This is a genomic window from Haloarcula sp. JP-Z28, assembly GCF_011440255.1.
GTDB classification, from domain to species: Archaea; Halobacteriota; Halobacteria; order Halobacteriales; family Haloarculaceae; genus Haloarcula; species Haloarcula marismortui.
In genome coordinates this window covers 1-17,246 of sequence record NZ_JAAOHT010000053.1, presented here as the reverse complement: position 1 = coordinate 17,246, position 17,246 = coordinate 1, and the positions used below count along the sequence as shown (strand labels likewise).

Here is a 17,246-nt window from a genome sequence, read left to right as displayed (position 1 = left end):
CGTCGTTCCGCGTCCGCTTACATGTAGCCGAGGTCGCGCAGGCGCTCCATCAGGTCTTCCTTGTCCTGGGCGCGGCCGGCGCGCTCGGTCGTGTTCTCCATGTCTTGCAGCCAGGCGGGCTCCTCGGCGGACTTGTCAGTGCTGACCTCGCTCCCGAGCGAGCGGAACCCGGCGAAGTACTTCGGCGAGACCGGCACATCTTCCTTCTCGATACCCTCAGGCAGGTCGTCCTGCCCCTGCGGGACGTAGCCCTCGTCCGGGTAGCCCTCGACTGTGTCCGGGACGACGAAGTTCCAGAAGGCTTCCCACACGTCGGCTTCCGCGAACTGGAGAATCGACTGGATGCGGTCGTGCGGCGGGTAGATGTCCGGGTCGTGACGCGGCGAGAAGAACGTCTCGTCGGCGCGGGACTCCTGCTCGTCCCAGCGGATGCCGGAGAGGATGCCGTCGACGTCGTGCTCCTCGATAGTGTCGTTGAGCGCCACCGTCTTCAAGAGGTGGTTGCCGACGTAGGTGTCGAGCAGGAACGGGAACGTGTCCTCCTCGTATTCGAGGATGTTCCGAATGTGGTGCTGGTTGTGCTCGGAGAGTTCGTCGACGGGGATGTCGTCGCCCGGTTCGAGACCGTTCTCGTCGACATAGTTCCCCACGTCTTCGTTGCGAGCCCAGATGACATCGAGGTCCCACTCGTCGGCCCAGTGTTCGACAAAGTCGATGAGTTCGTCGAAGTGCTGGTAGTGGTCGATGAAGACAACCGGCGGTACTTCGAGGTCAAAGCGCTCGGCGACTTCCTTGACGAAGTACAGCGTCAGCGTCGAGTCCTTGCCGCCGGTCCACATCACGACAGGGTTCTCGTATTCTTCGAGGCCAGTCTTCGTGACCTCGATAGCCTTCTCGATCTTGTGGTTGACAGTTGGGTACTCAGCGGGGTCTTCGCCTTCCCCGTCAGTGTAATCAACGTCCAGATAGTCCGGGAACTCTGCTGATTCGGACATAGTGTAATGAGATATAATTACGAATGCCAAGTACTTTTTGGATGATAGACAGGTGTGTGAGACGGTGGCAAATAAAATTGCGGACACCCGGTAGGTCACTCGGGTTTTTTGCTACCGGTCCGAAAGGTATGGTATGGACGACCGCCCAAGCCTCCCAGCCCGTCTCTTTCACCGCTGGCTGTTGCACTATGTCCCCGTGGCCGCGTTGATACTGGTAGTCAGTGTCCTGCTCGGCTACGGACTCGGCAGCCAGATCCCCGCTGAATGGCTCCAGAACCCCGGAACGACCGGCGAGACTCCCTTTATGCCGGCAGAGCTAACGACGCTTTCGCTAACAATTAACAACCTCGGCGCACTGCTCGTGATGGCACTCGGTGCTATCTCGCTCGGTTCGATGACGGTGCTCTCGCTCGTCTTGAACGGCCTGCTCATCGGCGTCGTCGTCGGCATCGCACTCAAGCAGGTCTCACCCGTCGTCGTTGCCGCGCTTATTGTCCCGCACGGCCTCATCGAGATCCCTGCACTGCTTATTGTCGCCGCCGTCGGGCTCCGGTTCGGGTGGCACACAATCCAGTACATCCGCGGCCGCACGAACGAGCTAGTCACTGGACAGGATATCCGGGAAGCCGGATGGCTGCTTGCGACGGCTGCTGTGCTCATCGTGATTGCGGCCTACATCGAAGCAAACCTCACCATCGAAGTTGCGTCACGGTTTACAGATACCGACCTCTCAGGCATTACACCAGCATAGCGGCTTGGATTGTCGGCTACACAGTGTTGAGCTGCGGCTCGAGAAAATTGAATCCGTGACTGGACGCTGTGACAGACCGCGTTACGAGATGAACTCGTTGTCGCGCCAGTTGACGCCCTCTTCTTCCTCGCCGTCGCGAGGCTCCTCTGCAACGTTGATCGCGGCAGGTCGTTCCTCCCCATCGACAATCCGAACAGCCGTTAGTTCCTCGTCAACCGCGGCAATCGCCGTCAGCGTGCCCTTTTCAGCGACTTTCGCGACCTCACACAGGACCTCGAACATCGCGTACTGGAGTGCAGTATTCTGGAGCACGGTCTCGCGGTCGCCCTTGAAGCAGGCGTACTCGACGAGCTCGGACTCGATCTCTTCTTCTTCCTCTTCGAGTGCGCCCCACTGGGGGCCACCGCCGGCGCTTCCGGTGCTCGCGGCCCCGGGCGGCCCCATCTCGTCGGGGTCCTCCTCGTACACCCGGTTCTCCGTGACGCTCGCCTTGAGCTGGGCCGTCGGGGTGTACTTGCTCATGGAGTCGTCTTTGGCGACGGCGCTGACGATTAGCGTATTATTTCGACGGGTGATGTCGATGTCAGCGATTTCAGGTGGAAGGTCCGGATCCTCGAAGAAATCGTATGCGTCTTCCAGTGGCAGTTCAAGTGTCGAGTGAAGTCTGTATACGCGGCTGGTCATGGTTGGGGAAGCGTGTATCAGTCGTCGAAGGCCGTCCGCTGACGCTGTAGTCATCACTCTATAGGAGCCACTTGCTTATATGACCTGTCCTTCATTCGCGGTTTGACCGCTCTATATCAGGCCAGATCTGAGGCGTATGTTAAAGGTATTTACAGACCATCTAGCAAGCCATATGTTAGTGGTATCCAGTGCCTACTAGTCGTCCGCAGGTGTGGGGTCGCCGTCCTCTGGACTGACATCCCCTTCAATACTGGGCGGGTACTTTCCACGGTCAAGTTTCAGGTCCGACTGTGGGCGCGCCATGCAGGTCAGTGCGTAGTTCTCCCGTTCCCGGTCGGTCAGTCCACGGGCAGCAGGCTGGGTGACCGACCCCTCAACGATTTCCGCCGAACAGGCCAAGCACATCCCCACGCGGCAGGAGTACTCCTGTGCGATACCCTCCTCGATACACCGCGAGAGAATCGTCTCCTTCTCAGAGACGGTGATCTCCTCGCCCGTCCCCACAAATGCCACCGTATGCTCGGTCATGTTCGGCCTTTTGATACCCCCCAGCAAAACTCTTTATCACCGCCGCCCCGGAGCGAAACGGACTGCTATCCGTCAATGCTGTACCGAGCACCCGCAGTCGGCCGTTCATCTCGAAAGATTGTTCTAGCAGTCCGTCTGAAACCCGTAGCGGAATAATTTTCTCTCTCCGGGCAGGACGAGAGTGCATGACCACACATCAGGACGGCAACGCCGACGGTGCGTCGGCGACGGCACGGACCGTGTCCGTGGACGTTGTCGTCGTCGGGGCCGGGACATCCGGCTGTTACGCCGCTGCGACCGTCGCAGATGCGGGCTACGACGTCGTCATCGTAGAGCGCAAAGACGAAACCGAGGCCGGCCACATCGCCTGCGGGGACGCACTAAAAGGAGCCAGCGACTTCCCCGATGCGATCCCGAAGTCCCAGCTCGAACCGGCGTTTACCAACACGGATGTCGACCACGGCCGGTTCGAGATCCCACAGGAGGACACCGTTCTCGAAATCCCTGTCCCGGGCGAACTCGCCGTCATCGACCGCTGGGAGTACGGTCGCTGTCTCATCGAAGGCGCAAACGACAGCGGTGTGGAGTTCCACTACGATACGGTGGTTCAGGACGTGTTACAGGACGATAGTGGCCGTGTGACCGGCGTGAAAGCCATGCGAAAAGGCGACCCTGTCACATACGAGGGTGACATGGTCATCGATGGGGCCGGCGCGCTGTCGATTCTGCAGGACAAGACCGACCTCGAAGCCGCGACCTTCGATACAAACGTCCAGTACTCGCAGTTTTGCTCGGCATACCGCGAGATAATCGAAGTCGACGAACCGGTAGAATGGGACGACGCGCTCGTGTTCAAGCCGACCGAGCGCTCCGCCGGCTACCTCTGGTACTTCCCGCGCACGGACACGGAAATCAACGCCGGCCTCGGCTTCCAGATGAACGAGGAGCCGATGGAACTGGTCGACGACCTCAAACGCGACCTTCAGGGCCGAAGCGAGTTCGAGGGCGCAGAGGTACAGGATAAACTCGGCGCTGCACTGCCGACGCGCCGGCCGTACGATTCCGCTGTTGCGCCCGGATTCATGGCCGTTGGCGATGCTGCCGGACACGTCAACCCGACGACCGGCGGCGGTATTGCTGGGGCGGCCTACGCTGGGACCTACGCCGCTGAGCAGGCTATCGAGACTATCGAAGCCGGACGGACAGACGACGAAGCCGCCCTCTGGAAGTACAACGAGCGCGTGATGGACCACTTCGGCGCCCGGTATGCGGCGCTTGACGTATACAACATCTTCACCACCGCTTACGACGTCGACGACCTGATGGCGCTGCTGGCCGCGCTGCCCGGCGAAAAGCTCGCCGAAGCGCTGTACGGCGGTTCGACCAGTATCGGGCTCGGACTCAAACTCAAGATGGCCGTCAAGAGCATCGGCCACCTCGGGACTATCCGGGACCTCTACCAGACGAAAAAGGCCGCCGACCGGCTGCTGGAGCATTACGAATCCTACCCCAGCGACCGTAGCGGCTTCGAGGCCTGGCAACGTGAACGTGATTCGATTATGGACGATATCTACGAGGTCACCGGCGCAGAGCCGAAGTACTGAGTCGGTGGCTCGTTGCGTTTTCGGCTGATTCTGATATACTGGTCCTGTTGTCAGCGGCGGAACTATCGTTTTTGACGGCAATCTGGATAGTGGTTGATTAATTCGTAAACTATAGTTTTGAACAACAAGTTTTATTATCTAACAACATGATATCAAAATGAAGTCACACTGGGGTCGGTCGACCGGGGGGTCACCGAGACGGCGACAGCGTGTCGACCGTCGCCCAAGTGGGGGTCAATCATGCTAGCACGCAGATTCAAATCCGACGATAGTGCAGTCTCACCAGTTGTGGGAGTTATACTAATGGTTGCAATAACGGTGCTGCTGGCGGCCACAGCAGCGACGTTCTTCTTAGATTTTGGCTCTGGGAATCTCGGCCAAAACGCGCCACAGGCGGCGTTTACCTTCGATTATGAGTCTGGGAGTCCTGATAGCCTGACAATCGAACACCGGAGTGGTGACTCGATTCAGGCTGGAAATCTGTATATCACCGTTAGCGGTGCTTCAACCGCCAACGGACAGCACGATTTCACAAGTCTCAGTGGCGCGCCGGCGGCGGGTTCAAAAATCACGGCCGGGTCACGTGTGACGTTTTCGAAGGCGTCTGACCTCTCGGATGCGGCAGTTACGCTGAACTGGAAGTCGCCGGACAGCGGCAAATCTATTCAGCTTGCCAGCTGGGAAGCACCGTAGCGTATTCAGCCGCTCAGTTGGCTGATCGCTTCAGTGACGACATCGATACCGATAGTCAACGAGTCTTCATCGATATCGAACAGGGGCGTGTGGTGGCCGCCGGGGTGGTCAGTCCCGATACCGACGAACGTCGCCGTTCCGCCGTGGTTCTGGACGCGGTCCATCAGGTAGGTTGCGTCCTCGCTTCCGCCGAGGTCGTCAGTCCGGAGGCGGCTGGTGACGCCGGGAACTGAGTCTGCCGCATCGTACACCACACCCGCGAGCGCATCGTCGCTCACCGCACTCGGCGCTTCTGCGGTCGTCTCGATAGCGACCTCGCAGTCGTGCATCTCGGCCGCGGACGACATGACGGTGTCTGCCCGCTCGCTCATGTACTCCTTGAGTGGCGTCGTTTCGCCGCGGACCTCGCCTTCCAGCGTCGCTTCTCCGGGGACAATATTCGTTGCTGTGCCGCCCTCGACAACCCCGGCGTTGACACGCGTTGCGCCGTCACCGTGCCGGCGAATCGCATGGAGGTTCTGTACGGCGGTCGCCAGGGCCTGCACAGCGTCCCGTCCCTGTGCTGGATGCCCGCCAGCGTGCGCTGTCTCACCGGTGAAGGTCGCCTCAAACTGCCGAACGGCGAGGAAGCCGCCGACGCCGGCGACAATCTCTCCGGTCGGATGATCGAGACCGATGTGTATCGCCAGCAAGTGGTCCACGTCATCCAGATGTCCACTCTCGGCGACGGCCTTCCCGCCGCCGATGACCTCTTCGGCCGGCTGGAAGACGACTTTGAACGTCCCCTTGAAATCACTCTCTTTCACTGCCTCCAGCACGCCAAGGCCAATCGTCGCGTGGGCGTCGTGCCCGCAGGCGTGCATGTACCCCTCGTTTGTTGAACGGAACTCCTCCGTCGCTGGGGCGTGTGCCACACTGTCTGACTCCGTTATCGGTAGCGCATCGATGTCGACTCTGAGCGCGACGGTCGGTCCCTCGCCCTGTTCGAGCACAGCGAGAGCCCCAGTAAATCCTCCGGCGGCGGCCTCCAGCACGTCCTCGCGGGCACCGGCGTCACGGGCCTTCCGTTGCCAGTCTTCGAGTTCATCGTCGTCGGGGACTGCCATCCGCGCATCGCCGTCCACGACATTCCGACCAATATACAACTGGTCGACGCCGATTCGCTCGATTTCCTCAACGATGCGACTGGTAGTGTAGAACTCCCGCCACGCGGGTTCAGGGTAGCTGTGTAGGTCACGCCGGACGGACCTGCGCCGCTCCTGTTGGGCCTCGTTCATGTCGGCGAAACGGGTCACAGTTACTTATAAGAATCCAAGGAGCGGACGGCGGCCCTACGACCCGCTGCCGACCTGCGTCCGCTGTTCGACGCCGGCCTCAACGTGGATGGCATTCGGGAAAGTACGCTGGGTAACGTCCCGGGCGAACTCCTCGTACCCGACAATCTCTATGGTCCGAGTGTAGACGGTATGGGTCCAGGAGTCGAAGCGGCCACCGTCTGGCCCCAGCGATTTCGATTGTGGAATCCGCAACTCCTGAGGTTGCTTCGGGTGCGGGCCCTTGAGTTCAACTCCCTTCTGCTCGGCACTCTGTTTAATCTCTGTGACAGTGTCTTCGAGGCGGTGTCGGTCCCCACTGGTGAAAGTCAGCGTTGTGACGAAGGGCATCTGTAGACGAACACTCAGCCGCGAGTGACAAAAGGCCATCTGTTTCCGTTGTGTCTCCGATATTCTCTTAAGTAGCGGTGTCATAAAATCCGATAATGATAGAGGCCACGAGCGCGGGAGCCATCCTCTTTCGCGATACGCGTGGCCGGCGGGAGTACCTCCTGCTCAAGAGCCGACCCGGCGATTGGGAGTTCCCCAAGGGCGGCGTTGAGGGCGAGGAAGAACTCCAGCAGACCGCCATACGCGAAGTGAAAGAGGAGGCCGGTATCGGCGATTTCCGGCTTTTAGACGGGTTCCGCGAAGACTACGACTACGTGTTCGAGGCGAACGGCAACACCATCCACAAGACGGTCCACCTGTTCGTCGCGAAATCGTTCGAAGCGTCAGCTGAACTGTCCACAGAACACCGCGACCTGCAGTGGCGCGACTACGAGCAGGCCATCAACACGGTCACGCAGGACGGCCCCCGCGAGATACTCGAACAGGCACACGGGTTCCTCGACGAACGGGAAGACGGCGAGGAGTAGCGGTCTCGTAGCGGGAGTCGACTTGCCGCCGGAGACAGCGGTAGCCCTCTCGCTTGCTGTTCGAAACGGGCGTTTTCGGCTTCGTTAGGCCTGTTCGACGACAATGGTGCTTCCAGCCATATCGCCGAGACGCTGTTCGTCGTCATTCACCGCGATGAGAATTACGGCCAGCAACGCCGAAAACGGCGAGAAAAAGAAGCCGATGAGTCGGAACACGTTCCTGACGATCGAGTCGACCCATGTGATGCCGCCGCCGCTCTCGTCGGCGATGACGAGCCCGAGTGCGTGTTTCCCGAGCGTGTAGCCGTACATTGCCTCCATGATCGTGTGATAGAGGAAGTATACGAACGGGAATCCGATCAGCATGAAGAGATAGGCTCCAGCTAACCCTGCTATAGCGGCGTTGCTCTCGCCGGAAGCGGCACCGCCGACGCCGCCGATGACGAAGAAGATGATTCCAAAGACGATGGCGATGAGGAATCCGTCGAGGAATCGCGCCGCGAATCGTTTGCCGAGCCCTGCCTTCTTTTCGAGGTTTGCTCGTGGATGTTTATCCATACACTAGTGAGCCTTTCGTCCGAAAAAATAAAACTTTCGTGGCATTATATAAATAAAACAACACCAATCAGAGATAGTGTCATATGAGAGAAATTATGCAATGATATTGACCGGGCCGGTCTCACAATAAAAGGTTTTGCTGTCGACGGTCGAACGGTCGGCCGTGTCGGCCACCTCTGAGTTTGCCTTCGAACTGTCCGTCTGTCACTGGGCCGAGCGAGCGTGGCCGCCGTCCGACGACGCGGCGGTGCTGGTCGCCAGACAGTTCGGAACGAAACGCCGCCGCTGGGATACGATTGTACTGGAGTGCGATCCCGATGGACTCCGGGAACGGGCGAAATTCGGCACCGAAGCGTTCGACTCGGACCACCTGCACGTCCTGCAGAACGCGCCGGCGGACTGGACCTACTATCGCGATGCGCTGCCTGACCCGGGCTACCCGTGGCGGTACGTCCGGGAGTCGATTCACGAGGCGGCCGACCGTGATGCCATTGAGACTCGCAAGCGCAGCAATCGCATCGAAATTCGTCGGGTACGTCCCTATCCGGACTGGCTCCGGCGGGTCGTCGCCATCGAGAACAAGCCCGACCTGACGGCCAGCGCCGCCAGGAATCTCGTCCCACAACTGGAGCGGGACATCGCGCTCTCGCTGGCCGATGAGGTGTGGGTTGCGACGGCGGCGACCGACGAGCGCGTGGAGCCGATTCTACTGGCGGACCTGCCCGCAGCCGCCGGCGTGTTGACGGTCGACTCCGAATCCGGAACGGCTGAGGCGGTCTGGCAACCGCGGTCGCTGTCAGTGGCTGAGCCCGGAACGCGAATTCTGGACCGACCGGACGACGACACCAGCGCCGCCCGGTTCGAGTACGTAGACACCGACTGGAAGCACGAGCGGCGTCTCGCCATCGCTGAGCGGGCGTACGCTCGCGGGTGGCGCGCTTACGCGGACACGATGCGCCCCGACTGCCGCCACTTCCAGCTCACTGCCGGCGAGACTGGCGTGTACCCCCACTGCGCTGCAAAGGAGCGTCTACCGACAGCGGCGGAGTGTCGGGGGCAGTGTCCGTCCTACGAGCCGGAACCGCCGACGTGGCGGTCGAAGGACTGGCCGCTTGACGGCGGGCCGGGCAAGGCAATAAAGCGGCTGTTAGCGCGGCGACGACGCCGCCAGCGGCCGGGGCTGTCAGAGTAGCTGACCGACACCGCGGTCCGCCCTCACTCCTCGGACAGCTCAATATCTAGCTCGTCGCGCGGAACGGCCAGCCTGAACGTCGGGACGGTCTTCTCGACTGTCTCCACGATACCTTTGTCTGCGAGGCTCCGGAGCGCAGAACGAACGTCGTCGGTATCTCGGTCCTCGCCGACCTCGCGGAGGGCGTGTAACACGGCGACGACGCTCTGGCTCTCCTCATCCGGGCCGGCAATCACGTCGACGACAGCCTGCTGGAGCGAGGTGACTGTCACCGTCTGTATCCGTTCGGAGTCCTCCCCATCGATGAGCGTCGTCGCCTCCGGCGTCGCACAGATGAGGCTGTTGTCGTTGCGGTAGTAGTACTCCTTGAGTTCGGCTTCGAGGTACTGGTGTACCTCGCTCCCGCTGTCCATGTCCCAGCGCTCCTGTAGCTCGCCGTTTTTCGTCGGCTGGAGTTCGACGATGTCGGCGAGCCGCTCGCGGGCCTCCTCCGAGAGGGTCATGGCGCGTCGGTACGACGACCACGTATTTCGGTGTTCTGAATCCGGGTAAGGCTCACTCGTGTCTGAGTGCGTCGATGGGGTCGACCCGCGCCGCTCGCCACGCCGGGTAGAGGCCGGCGACGACGCCGACCAGTACGCCAACGCCGACCGCCAGCGCCATCCACAGCGGCGCGAGCGAGAAGGTCACTTCAGCGTACCGCGTCGCCCCGTAGCCGACGAGCAGTCCGAGCGGCACCCCGAGCAGCGAGCCGAGCGTTCCGAGCAGTGCGGCCTCGACGAGAAACACCTGCATCACGTCACGGTTGCGCGCGCCGACGGCTTTCATAATGCCGATTTCGCGGGTCCGCTCAGTGACGCTGACGAGCATTACATTAGCAATGCCGATAGCGCCGACGACGAGTGCGATGACGGCGATGCCGGTGACAAAGCGCGTGATGCGTTCGATGACATCGCTGATCTCCTCGACGAAGTCGTTCCCGGACCGGGCGACCAGCTCCGTGTCGTCGGCCGAGAGTGACCGCGCGTCGGACTCACCGGAGAGGTACGTCTGAATCTCCGACTGCGTCTCCGGAATCTCTCGCGGGTCGACGACGAGAGTCACCTGCGGGTACGCGCGTTGCCGCACACCCGCCGACGGGCTCTCGACGACGGACTCATAGAAGGCGTCGATAGGAACGTACACCCGGGGCTGACGGGCGAACTCGCTAACCGGGACTTCCCCGCGAGTCCCGTTGACGACGCCGACGACAGTAACGTTCCGCTCGCTCCCGTCAGGCATCGTCATCGTGAGGCGCTCACCGGTGGTGAGGTTCTCAGAGAACGAGCCGGCCATGCGTTCGTTGACAACGACGGCATTCTCGTCGGTCTCGAAGGAGCGCCCCTCGACGAGGACCCCCGGCGTGAAACTGGCCGGCCGCGTCGCTGTGACCTGCTGTCTAGCAAGCGTTTGATTCCCGTGCCGTACCGACTGTGTCTGGACGATACCACGCGGGAGCACCGCCTGTACCCCAGCAATCCCCTCTAGCTCCTGAATGTCGTGCTCGGTAAACACCGGCTGGAGGGTCCGGTCGAAGTCGTCATCGCCGGACGGGGTTCCGAACACGTAGATGTTGCCTGCGTTCGATGTCTCGATGTCGCCGACGATTTCGGCCTCAACACTGGCCCCGAACGTGGCGAACGTGATGACCGACGCGATGCCGATAACGACGCCGACGACCGTCAGCGCCGACCGGAGCTTGTGCGCCCTGATAGACCGGAGCGTGATGCGGACGCTCTCGCTGGTGTCCATCAGTGTTCGCCCCCGGAGACGTCCTCGACGGACTGGATGTGGCCGTCTTCGACGTGGACGATTCGCTCCGCCCGCTCGGCGACGTGGCGCTCGTGGGTCACCAGCAGGAACGTATTGCCCGCCGCATGGAGGTCATCGAATAGGTCGAGTATCTGTGCACCGGTGTCCGTGTCGACGTTGCCGGTGGGCTCATCGGCGAGAACCAACGCCGGGTCGGTCGACAGCGCACGGGCGATGGCGACCCGCTGGCGCTGACCGCCGCTGAGTTCCGAGGGGACGTGGTCGGTGCGGTCGCCGAGTCCAACCTCAGAGAGGAGCGACCTCGCCCGCTCGCGGCGGCGGGCGCGGTCCCAACCGTCGAAGACCAGCGGCAGAGCGACGTTTTCCACCGCGGAGAGTCGCGGCATGAGATTGAACGTCTGGAAGACGAACCCGACCTCTGTCCCGCGGATGTCGGCCCGCTCGGCCTCGCTGGCCGCCGAAACGTCCTGTCCGTTGACCACGACCTGCCCCGACGACGGCGTGTCCAGCCCGCCGATGAGGTTCAACAGCGTGCTCTTCCCGGAGCCGCTCGGTCCCATCACCGCCGTGTACGACCCCGCCGACAGGTCCAGACTCACGTCGTCCAGCGCCGTCACCGTCCCGCCGAGGTCGTACTGCTTGCTGACGCCGTCGACGCGGACAGTCGTGTTCGCTGACTCGCTCACGGCCACGCGTACGGACTGGACGGCAATGAGGGGTTCGCCCTCTGTCATAGTAGTACGCGCTGTGACAGGAGCAACCCACTTACCATTCCAGTCCTAAGCCCGGACAATGACAGCCGATACCGGACGGAGACTGGCTATTGTCGCTGTGTTTGTCACCATCGGACTGCTGGCTGTGGGGGCAGTCGCCGGCGTTTCCGGCTTCGAGCAGATGGGGCAGCCATCCGGCGACGACGTGCTCGACGAGACCGAGCAGCGCTACGACGCGGCCGAGACAATTACCGGGACCGCGACAGTGACCGTCACGAACGACTCGGAATCGAAGACTGCGACGGTGGAGTACGCCGCCGCTGAGCCGAACAAGACGTGGGCCGCCGTCACGAGTGAGAACCGGTCCTACGAGATGGGGACGAATGGGACCGTCGTCTGGGCGGTCGGCGAGAACCAGTCGTATGCCCGCGAACTGACCGAGGAATCCGTGGCGATGAACGACACCACCGACCCGGTTCCCGAGGAGAACGTCACTGCGACGCTCCGGGGAACTGAGGAGGTCAACGGCGAATCGACGTACGTTCTCGACCTCGAACCGACCAACGAGAGCATCGACGCGCCGAACACGACGCTTTGGGTCGATACTGAGGACTACCGCGTCCACAAGATGACCACTGACGACGGGACGAACCGGACGGAACTCACCGTCGAGGAGACGAACTTCAACGTCAGCATCGACGACAGCCAGTTCGCCCCACCGGCTGACCGAGTTGCCGTTACGACCGTCGAGACGTACGACTCATACGACGCAGCACAGTCCGCGACGAACCTGGACCTGCCAGAGTACGAGAACGGGACCTTCGAAGAGGCCCGGTACATTAGCCGGCCCGAGAGTACGGCTGTGGCACAGCAGTACGACACTGACGGCGAGAACGTGACGGTTCTGACCGCGACCGGCGCATCGAGCTATCTGGACGATGCGGAGAACGGGACGGCGGTGCAGGTGAACGGCCAGAACGCGACCGCAATCGAACGCGGCGACAGGGCTGTGGTCTACTGGACTGAAGACGATGTCACGACTGGCGTGGTCGTCGAGGGGACGACCGACGAGGCTGTCGCCGTCGCTGAAGAACTGTAGCGACGCCCGGTAATTTTCTGTATTCTATACGTCTTCCAGCGTCGCCTCGACTGACGCCCAGTGGCTCCCTTTCCAGAAGTGTTGCCCGCAGTCGGTACAGCGCCAGACCCGCTCGTCACCTGCACTCGGTGCGTACTCCGGCGTCGGTTCTACCGGGTCGACTTCCTTGACCGGGCTGTTGCAGACGCCACAGTAGTCCGGCTCCGGAGCCAACGAGAGGCGGAAGCCGGCGTCTGCGAGTTCTCGCAGCTGGTCTTCAATCTCCCGCTCGCTGAGGAGCACACTCTCGGGTGCGCGGGTGGCGAGGTCACTATCCCGGGTAATCACCAGCCGGTCCTCACGTTCCGCTATGTCGAGGAGGTCGTCATCGGCCTCGGCGTCCCGGTCCAGCGCGTACGCCGTGTCGTAGCCACACATCCGCAGATAGGTGGCGAGTTTGCCGAGCATCGCATCGAGCGCGAGTCGGTCGCTAGGGGTGTGCTCAGGCATCGAGGAACTCGCGGAGGCCCTCGGCGTCGCGGGTATTCAGTACGTTGTCCGTCTCGGCCCAGCCCCGCCGAGCCATGTGGACGCCGTAGCGCAAGAGTTCGAAGTTACCCGGGCTGTGGGCGTCTGTGTTGATGGCGATTGTCGCCCCAGCCTCAACGGCCTGCTTGACCGCGCCACCGCCGAGGTCCAGCCGGGCGGGGTTGGCGTTTATTTCCAGCGCCGTGTCGTTGTCGGCAGCGACAGATGCGAGCCACTCCACATCCACGTCCAGCCCTTCTCGACGGTTCAGATAGCGCCCCGTCGGGTGGCCGATGACGTTCACCTCGGGGTGCTGTGCGGCCGCGACGAGGCGGTCTGTGCCGTCCCCGTCCAGCGCGGCGTGTGGCGAGGCGACCACGACATCCAGTTCTGCCAGCAGGTCGTCGGCGACCGAGACACTGCCGTCCGCGGCGATGTTGGCCTCGACGCCGGTGAACACGTCGATGGAAGCATCCGCCGCAACCGATTCGACCTCGGTCAACTGCTCGCGGAGTTTCTCGTCCGGGACGCCGACGCCGCCGACCATCCCCGGCCCGGTCGCGTGGTCCGTGACGGCGAGGTAGTCGTGGCCGAACGCGGCCGCGCCCTCGACCATCTCCGTGATACTGTTGCTGCCGTCCGACCAGTTCGTATGGGTGTGGATGTCGCCGCGAACTTCGCCCTTGGCGAGGAGGTCGGGGAGCGTCCCGTTCGCGGCGGCTTCGACTTCGCCGCGGTTCTCGCGGAGTTCCGGCGGAACCCAGTCCATTCCCAGTGCGTCGTACACCGCTTCCTCGGTTTCGCTGGCCACCAGTTCGCCAGCCCGCTGGTCATCGTCTTCGACGTCCTCGACATCAAAGACGCCGTACTCGTTGACTTTCAGGTCCCGCTCGATAGCGCGGTTTCGGACCGCCACGTTGTGGTCCTTGCTGCCGGTGAAATACTGTAGCGCCGCACCGAACTCCGATGGGTCGACGATTCGAAGGTCGACCCGAACGTCGTCCGCGTAGGCGCTGGCTTTCGTCTCGCCGGACTCGATAACCCGGTCGAGTCCCTCCCAGTCGGCGAACCGCTCGACGACGGCCTCAGCGTCGGTACTCCCGACGAGCACGTCCACGTCGCCGATAGTCGGCCGCCAGCGGCGAATCGAGCCGCCGAGCGCGCACTCGGTCACGGCGTCACCGGCGGCCATGTAACTCCGAATTCGGTCACCGTACGGTCGGGCCTCGCCGAGCAGCGACCGCTCGTGGGCCTCACGGGCGAAGTCGATGTTGTCGAGGATGTTCTGCTCTGTTTTCGCACCGAAGCCCGACACCGCCTGTATCTCGCCGGCCTCGGCGGCGGCTTCCAGTTCATCAAGGGTGGTGATACCCAGCGCCTCGTACAGCGAGCCGACGGATTTCGGCCCAACCCCCTCGACGGCTGTGAGTGCGTCCATCTCGACGGGAAGCTCCTCGCGGAGTTCGGTCAGCTCCTCGATTTCGCCGGTCTCGACGTATTCGACCAGCTTCGAAGAAATGGCGTCGCCGACGGCGTCTATTTCACCGACGCTGTCCTCGCCCTCGGCGGCCAGCCCCTCGATTGCGCCGGGGAAGTCCCTGATGTTCTCGGCCGCCCGGCGGTAGGCCCGGGGCTTGTACTCGACGCCTTTGGCGTCTAGCAGGTCGGCGAACTCTTCGAGCAGTGTTGCGATTTCGTCGTTCCGGCTCATGTTAGTAGCTCCGTCCGGCACGACCCGTGCCGGAGTCTGCGTCCTCGTGTCCAAGCGCTTTCTGCAGGAACTTCATCCAGCGTTTCCTGTCGGCTGTCTCCTGAGCCTGCGCTTCCTGCTCGATGTTGGCCGCACCGAGCTGTTCGAGGGCGTTGAGCGCCCGGTCGATGCCGATGATGGCCGTGGCAAGCTCCTCGCCGCGTTCGTAACTCACTTCATTGTCCTCGATCCGTTGCTTGCGCTGGAGACGCTCGCGCCGCAGGTTCTTTTTCGCTTGCTCGACGCGCTCGCGCTCGCCCCGCGGAATTGTCTCCCGACGCTTGATCTCGAAGACGAACGACTGGAGTTCGATCTCCTCGCCCTGTACGGTGATTTCATCGGGAATGTTCGCACCGACGGTCGCGCTGTCGCGTTCGATGCGCTCCAGCAACTGTTTGCGCTCGAACTCTTTCACTAGCAGCGCCTTAGACCGGGTTGCCCTTACCCGCTTCGCCCATCGGTCGCCAGCGGTTGTACGGCGTCGCCTGTTTTTGCTCTACCCACGTGTTCCCGTTCAGCCTCCGTGTTTCAGGGAGACGCTGTGAACGGTCCTGACTGAAATAAAACGAGGTCGGCGATATCTTTTTCATTGTCTCTGCCGTTCTCATTGTACGAGAGTAATACTGTCCCCCTCGTTTATTATATGACTCTAACGTTCGAACCGCTTGACGACCGTCCTGGGCTCGCGGTCATTGACCAGATCGAGCGCCAGCGCTACCGGATACACACGCCGACGCCAATCGCGCTCAGGGAGGCGGCGGCCGACGTGTTTCAGTATCCCGTCGGGGACGCTGTCCGGATACGGACGCGCGCTATCGAACTACCGACGGTGGTCATGGTGTACGTCCGTGACGACGACGGAGCGATAGCCGCCGAGGTTGCGCAGTTCGAGTCTGAGACGCTGCCGGCGGATGACTACGTCCTTGACCCGCTGACGCAGATCAAGACGTATATGCGGGTCGAGGACGCCGAAGTCGAGGTCACCGTCGACTCGGACCGGACCCGAATCGAGTTCGACGCTCCGACGGACCTGCTCATCGGGGCTCGCTCCCAGCACGACCGGCCGGCTGCCACGGTCACGACGACCGAGCAGCCGGCTGACGTGATGGCCGCGGTCGAAACCTTCGGGTCGGCGCTCAAGGCCCACGACCCCGAGCGCTCCTATCCGACGCTCCGCGGCCACCCGCCGGCGCTTGAAATCGGTGATACGCTGGACATCCCAGCGGATATCGACAGTCCGGATACCGGTGTCACGCTCGAACTCCCGCCCGATCTCGCGTCTATCTTCGTCGCCGCGCCGCTTTCGTACTACCTCGGAGCCTCGCTCGTCCCCGCATCCGAGCCACGGCTCACGACCGACACGGGATTTACGTACTCGCTAGATACCGCACGAGGCTTCGAATCCGAGGTCGGACGCACGCTCAAGCGTCTCTTCTTCCTCGATTGTGTCACACGCACTGAGGGGTTCCACCAGATCGACTTGCACGAGCGAGCAGCTATCGAGCCCTACGTCGACCTCGACTTCCAGTCGCTGTACCAGCAACCACTGGCGGAGCAGGTCGCCACCTATCTGAAGGTGCCGTACGACGTTATTGAGGACCACATCCCGAAGTGGCGGCTGACAACGCACATCGACCCGGTGCCGGCGAACGCGGAACAGCTCCCGTACGTCGTCGATGACCTCGCTATCGTCCGAACGCACCAGCAACAGCGGCTGAACCAGGCGAGCGTTCCGGCGGAGGCCGAGGCCGAGTTCACCCGCGACGATGTCATCACCCGTGCCGCGAGTTCAGACACTGCCACCGCGCCACCAGATACGGACTACGTCGAGCCACAGGCCCACGACTCACTCGAACAAGCCTGGATCGGGGACAGCATTCCTATCGGTGCGAGCAAGCTGACCAAAGCGGCGTTCGAACACCGACTCGACCGCGATACGAACGCCGAGGATATCACGATTCGAGTCGTCCAGAACGACGCCCGGATGGACGAGGAACGACAGCTCGTCGACGAGGTGTACGGTGCTCGCGATGACCTGCCGTTCGATGTCACAGTCCACGACAACCTGACGACGGCGGAACTCAGAACGGTCCTCACGACCGACGCAGAGTTCTTCCACTATATCGGCCACACCGAACACGACGGCTTCGTCTGCTCCGACGGCAAGCT

General features: G+C 62.2%; 20 protein-coding genes. 7 read left to right on the top strand and 13 right to left on the bottom strand.

The genetic code is table 11. The features are described from left to right. Positions 1-17 precede the first annotated feature (17 nt). Positions 18-995: a phosphoadenosine phosphosulfate reductase family protein gene (locus G9463_RS16840; protein ID WP_004961944.1), complete on the bottom strand. Its 978-nt coding sequence runs from the start codon at positions 993-995 to the stop codon at positions 18-20. A gap of 133 nt (positions 996-1,128) precedes the next feature. On the opposite strand from G9463_RS16840, the gene G9463_RS16835 reads away from it, so the two are divergent. Then, entirely contained in the window at positions 1,129-1,746 is a 618-nt protein-coding gene (locus G9463_RS16835; RefSeq protein ID WP_007190489.1) for a stage II sporulation protein M, read from the top strand. Between the two features lie 81 nt (positions 1,747-1,827). On the opposite strand, the gene G9463_RS16830 is transcribed toward G9463_RS16835, so the two are convergent. Both G9463_RS16830 and G9463_RS16825 read right to left on the bottom strand, forming a co-directional pair. Continuing rightward, positions 1,828-2,430 (bottom strand): hypothetical protein, encoded by a 603-nt coding sequence (locus G9463_RS16830; protein ID WP_004961939.1) that lies wholly within the window; start codon positions 2,428-2,430, stop codon positions 1,828-1,830. Positions 2,431-2,625: 195 nt separating this feature from the next. After that, positions 2,626-2,958 (bottom strand): 2Fe-2S iron-sulfur cluster-binding protein, encoded by a 333-nt coding sequence (locus tag G9463_RS16825; protein WP_165897324.1) that lies wholly within the window; start codon positions 2,956-2,958, stop codon positions 2,626-2,628. Positions 2,959-3,143: 185 nt separating this feature from the next. Here G9463_RS16825 and G9463_RS16820 point away from each other — a divergent pair, with 185 nt between their 5' ends. Then, positions 3,144-4,562, top strand: a complete 1,419-nt coding sequence (locus G9463_RS16820) for a geranylgeranyl reductase family protein (protein WP_165897323.1) — start codon at positions 3,144-3,146, stop codon at positions 4,560-4,562. Between the two features lie 240 nt (positions 4,563-4,802). After that, a complete protein-coding gene (locus G9463_RS16815) occupies positions 4,803-5,255 on the top strand; it encodes a type IV pilin (protein WP_082229903.1) in 453 nt (150 codons plus the stop codon). A gap of 5 nt (positions 5,256-5,260) precedes the next feature. Here G9463_RS16815 and G9463_RS16810 read toward each other — a convergent pair whose 3' ends face one another. Beyond that, positions 5,261-6,532: an amidohydrolase gene (locus tag G9463_RS16810; RefSeq protein ID WP_165897322.1), complete on the bottom strand. Its 1,272-nt coding sequence runs from the start codon at positions 6,530-6,532 to the stop codon at positions 5,261-5,263. Positions 6,533-6,586: 54 nt separating this feature from the next. Further along, the gene (locus G9463_RS16805; protein ID WP_007190485.1) at positions 6,587-6,919 is read right to left on the bottom strand and encodes an uS10/mL48 family ribosomal protein; all 333 of its coding nucleotides are present in this window, start codon (positions 6,917-6,919) and stop codon (positions 6,587-6,589) included. A gap of 95 nt (positions 6,920-7,014) precedes the next feature. On the opposite strand from G9463_RS16805, the gene G9463_RS16800 reads away from it, so the two are divergent. Then, complete coding sequence (locus tag G9463_RS16800; RefSeq protein ID WP_004961919.1) at positions 7,015-7,446, top strand: bis(5'-nucleosyl)-tetraphosphatase; 432 nt, start codon at positions 7,015-7,017, stop codon at positions 7,444-7,446. An 84-nt stretch (positions 7,447-7,530) separates the two neighbouring features. Here the strand turns inward: G9463_RS16800 and G9463_RS16795 are convergent, their stop codons facing one another. Beyond that, the gene (locus G9463_RS16795; protein WP_004961916.1) at positions 7,531-8,004 is read right to left on the bottom strand and encodes an RDD family protein; all 474 of its coding nucleotides are present in this window, start codon (positions 8,002-8,004) and stop codon (positions 7,531-7,533) included. A 136-nt stretch (positions 8,005-8,140) separates the two neighbouring features. Here G9463_RS16795 and G9463_RS16790 point away from each other — a divergent pair, with 136 nt between their 5' ends. After that, complete coding sequence (locus G9463_RS16790; protein ID WP_165897321.1) at positions 8,141-9,196, top strand: DUF5787 family protein; 1,056 nt, start codon at positions 8,141-8,143, stop codon at positions 9,194-9,196. Between the two features lie 23 nt (positions 9,197-9,219). Here the strand turns inward: G9463_RS16790 and G9463_RS16785 are convergent, their stop codons facing one another. From G9463_RS16785 to G9463_RS16775, 3 genes are read right to left on the bottom strand one after another with little or no spacing between them, the layout of a single operon-like run. Further along, the gene (locus tag G9463_RS16785) at positions 9,220-9,699 is read right to left on the bottom strand and encodes a DUF5797 family protein (protein WP_004961911.1); all 480 of its coding nucleotides are present in this window, start codon (positions 9,697-9,699) and stop codon (positions 9,220-9,222) included. A 52-nt stretch (positions 9,700-9,751) separates the two neighbouring features. Beyond that, positions 9,752-10,987 carry an ABC transporter permease gene (locus G9463_RS16780; protein ID WP_007190482.1) on the bottom strand — a complete coding sequence of 412 codons (1,236 nt, stop codon included), beginning with the start codon at positions 10,985-10,987 and terminating at the stop codon, positions 9,752-9,754. Then, on the bottom strand, positions 10,987-11,742 hold the full coding sequence (locus G9463_RS16775) for an ABC transporter ATP-binding protein (RefSeq protein ID WP_193569661.1): 756 nt from the start codon (positions 11,740-11,742) through the stop codon (positions 10,987-10,989). Before G9463_RS16775 ends, G9463_RS16780 begins: the two co-directional genes overlap by 1 nt. Positions 11,743-11,800: 58 nt before the next feature. Between G9463_RS16775 and G9463_RS16770 the strand changes: the two genes are divergently transcribed. Beyond that, positions 11,801-12,820 (top strand): outer membrane lipoprotein carrier protein LolA, encoded by a 1,020-nt coding sequence (locus G9463_RS16770; RefSeq protein WP_165897320.1) that lies wholly within the window; start codon positions 11,801-11,803, stop codon positions 12,818-12,820. A 24-nt stretch (positions 12,821-12,844) separates the two neighbouring features. Here the strand turns inward: G9463_RS16770 and G9463_RS16765 are convergent, their stop codons facing one another. From G9463_RS16765 to G9463_RS16750, 4 genes are read right to left on the bottom strand one after another with little or no spacing between them, the layout of a single operon-like run. Then, positions 12,845-13,309: a Mut7-C RNAse domain-containing protein gene (locus tag G9463_RS16765; protein ID WP_165897319.1), complete on the bottom strand. Its 465-nt coding sequence runs from the start codon at positions 13,307-13,309 to the stop codon at positions 12,845-12,847. Then, positions 13,302-15,038 (bottom strand): DNA polymerase/3'-5' exonuclease PolX, encoded by a 1,737-nt coding sequence (gene polX / locus G9463_RS16760; protein WP_165897318.1) that lies wholly within the window; start codon positions 15,036-15,038, stop codon positions 13,302-13,304. The genes G9463_RS16765 and polX overlap by 8 nt, the downstream gene beginning before the upstream one ends. Before the next feature lies 1 nt (position 15,039). After that, entirely contained in the window at positions 15,040-15,492 is a 453-nt protein-coding gene (locus G9463_RS16755; protein WP_004961894.1) for a DUF5788 family protein, read from the bottom strand. Positions 15,493-15,502: 10 nt separating this feature from the next. Then, positions 15,503-15,667 carry a hypothetical protein gene (locus tag G9463_RS16750; protein WP_165897317.1) on the bottom strand — a complete coding sequence of 55 codons (165 nt, stop codon included), beginning with the start codon at positions 15,665-15,667 and terminating at the stop codon, positions 15,503-15,505. A gap of 53 nt (positions 15,668-15,720) precedes the next feature. Here G9463_RS16750 and G9463_RS16745 point away from each other — a divergent pair. Continuing rightward, positions 15,721-17,246: hypothetical protein (locus G9463_RS16745; protein ID WP_165897316.1), on the top strand; the 1,526-nt coding region annotated here is incomplete at its 3' end.

Bases quoted from the DNA above. Each gene is read 5' to 3' on its own strand.
- G9463_RS16815 (WP_082229903.1), top strand. From the start codon at position 4,803: ATGCTAGCACGCAGATTCAAATCCGACGATAGTGCAGTCTCACCAGTT.
- G9463_RS16800 (WP_004961919.1), top strand. From the start codon at position 7,015: ATGATAGAGGCCACGAGCGCGGGAGCCATCCTCTTTCGCGATACGCGT.
- G9463_RS16840 (WP_004961944.1), bottom strand. From the start codon at position 995: ATGTCCGAATCAGCAGAGTTCCCGGACTATCTGGACGTTGATTACACT.
- G9463_RS16795 (WP_004961916.1), bottom strand. From the start codon at position 8,004: ATGGATAAACATCCACGAGCAAACCTCGAAAAGAAGGCAGGGCTCGGC.
- G9463_RS16820 (WP_165897323.1), top strand. From the start codon at position 3,144: ATGACCACACATCAGGACGGCAACGCCGACGGTGCGTCGGCGACGGCA.
- G9463_RS16750 (WP_165897317.1), bottom strand. From the start codon at position 15,667: ATGAAAAAGATATCGCCGACCTCGTTTTATTTCAGTCAGGACCGTTCA.
- G9463_RS16775 (WP_193569661.1), bottom strand. From the start codon at position 11,742: ATGACAGAGGGCGAACCCCTCATTGCCGTCCAGTCCGTACGCGTGGCC.
- G9463_RS16825 (WP_165897324.1), bottom strand. From the start codon at position 2,958: ATGACCGAGCATACGGTGGCATTTGTGGGGACGGGCGAGGAGATCACC.
- G9463_RS16835 (WP_007190489.1), top strand. From the start codon at position 1,129: ATGGACGACCGCCCAAGCCTCCCAGCCCGTCTCTTTCACCGCTGGCTG.
- G9463_RS16830 (WP_004961939.1), bottom strand. From the start codon at position 2,430: ATGACCAGCCGCGTATACAGACTTCACTCGACACTTGAACTGCCACTG.
- polX (WP_165897318.1), bottom strand. From the start codon at position 15,038: ATGAGCCGGAACGACGAAATCGCAACACTGCTCGAAGAGTTCGCCGAC.
- G9463_RS16780 (WP_007190482.1), bottom strand. From the start codon at position 10,987: ATGGACACCAGCGAGAGCGTCCGCATCACGCTCCGGTCTATCAGGGCG.
- G9463_RS16805 (WP_007190485.1), bottom strand. From the start codon at position 6,919: ATGCCCTTCGTCACAACGCTGACTTTCACCAGTGGGGACCGACACCGC.
- G9463_RS16785 (WP_004961911.1), bottom strand. From the start codon at position 9,699: ATGACCCTCTCGGAGGAGGCCCGCGAGCGGCTCGCCGACATCGTCGAA.
- G9463_RS16770 (WP_165897320.1), top strand. From the start codon at position 11,801: ATGACAGCCGATACCGGACGGAGACTGGCTATTGTCGCTGTGTTTGTC.
- G9463_RS16765 (WP_165897319.1), bottom strand. From the start codon at position 13,309: ATGCCTGAGCACACCCCTAGCGACCGACTCGCGCTCGATGCGATGCTC.
- G9463_RS16810 (WP_165897322.1), bottom strand. From the start codon at position 6,532: ATGAACGAGGCCCAACAGGAGCGGCGCAGGTCCGTCCGGCGTGACCTA.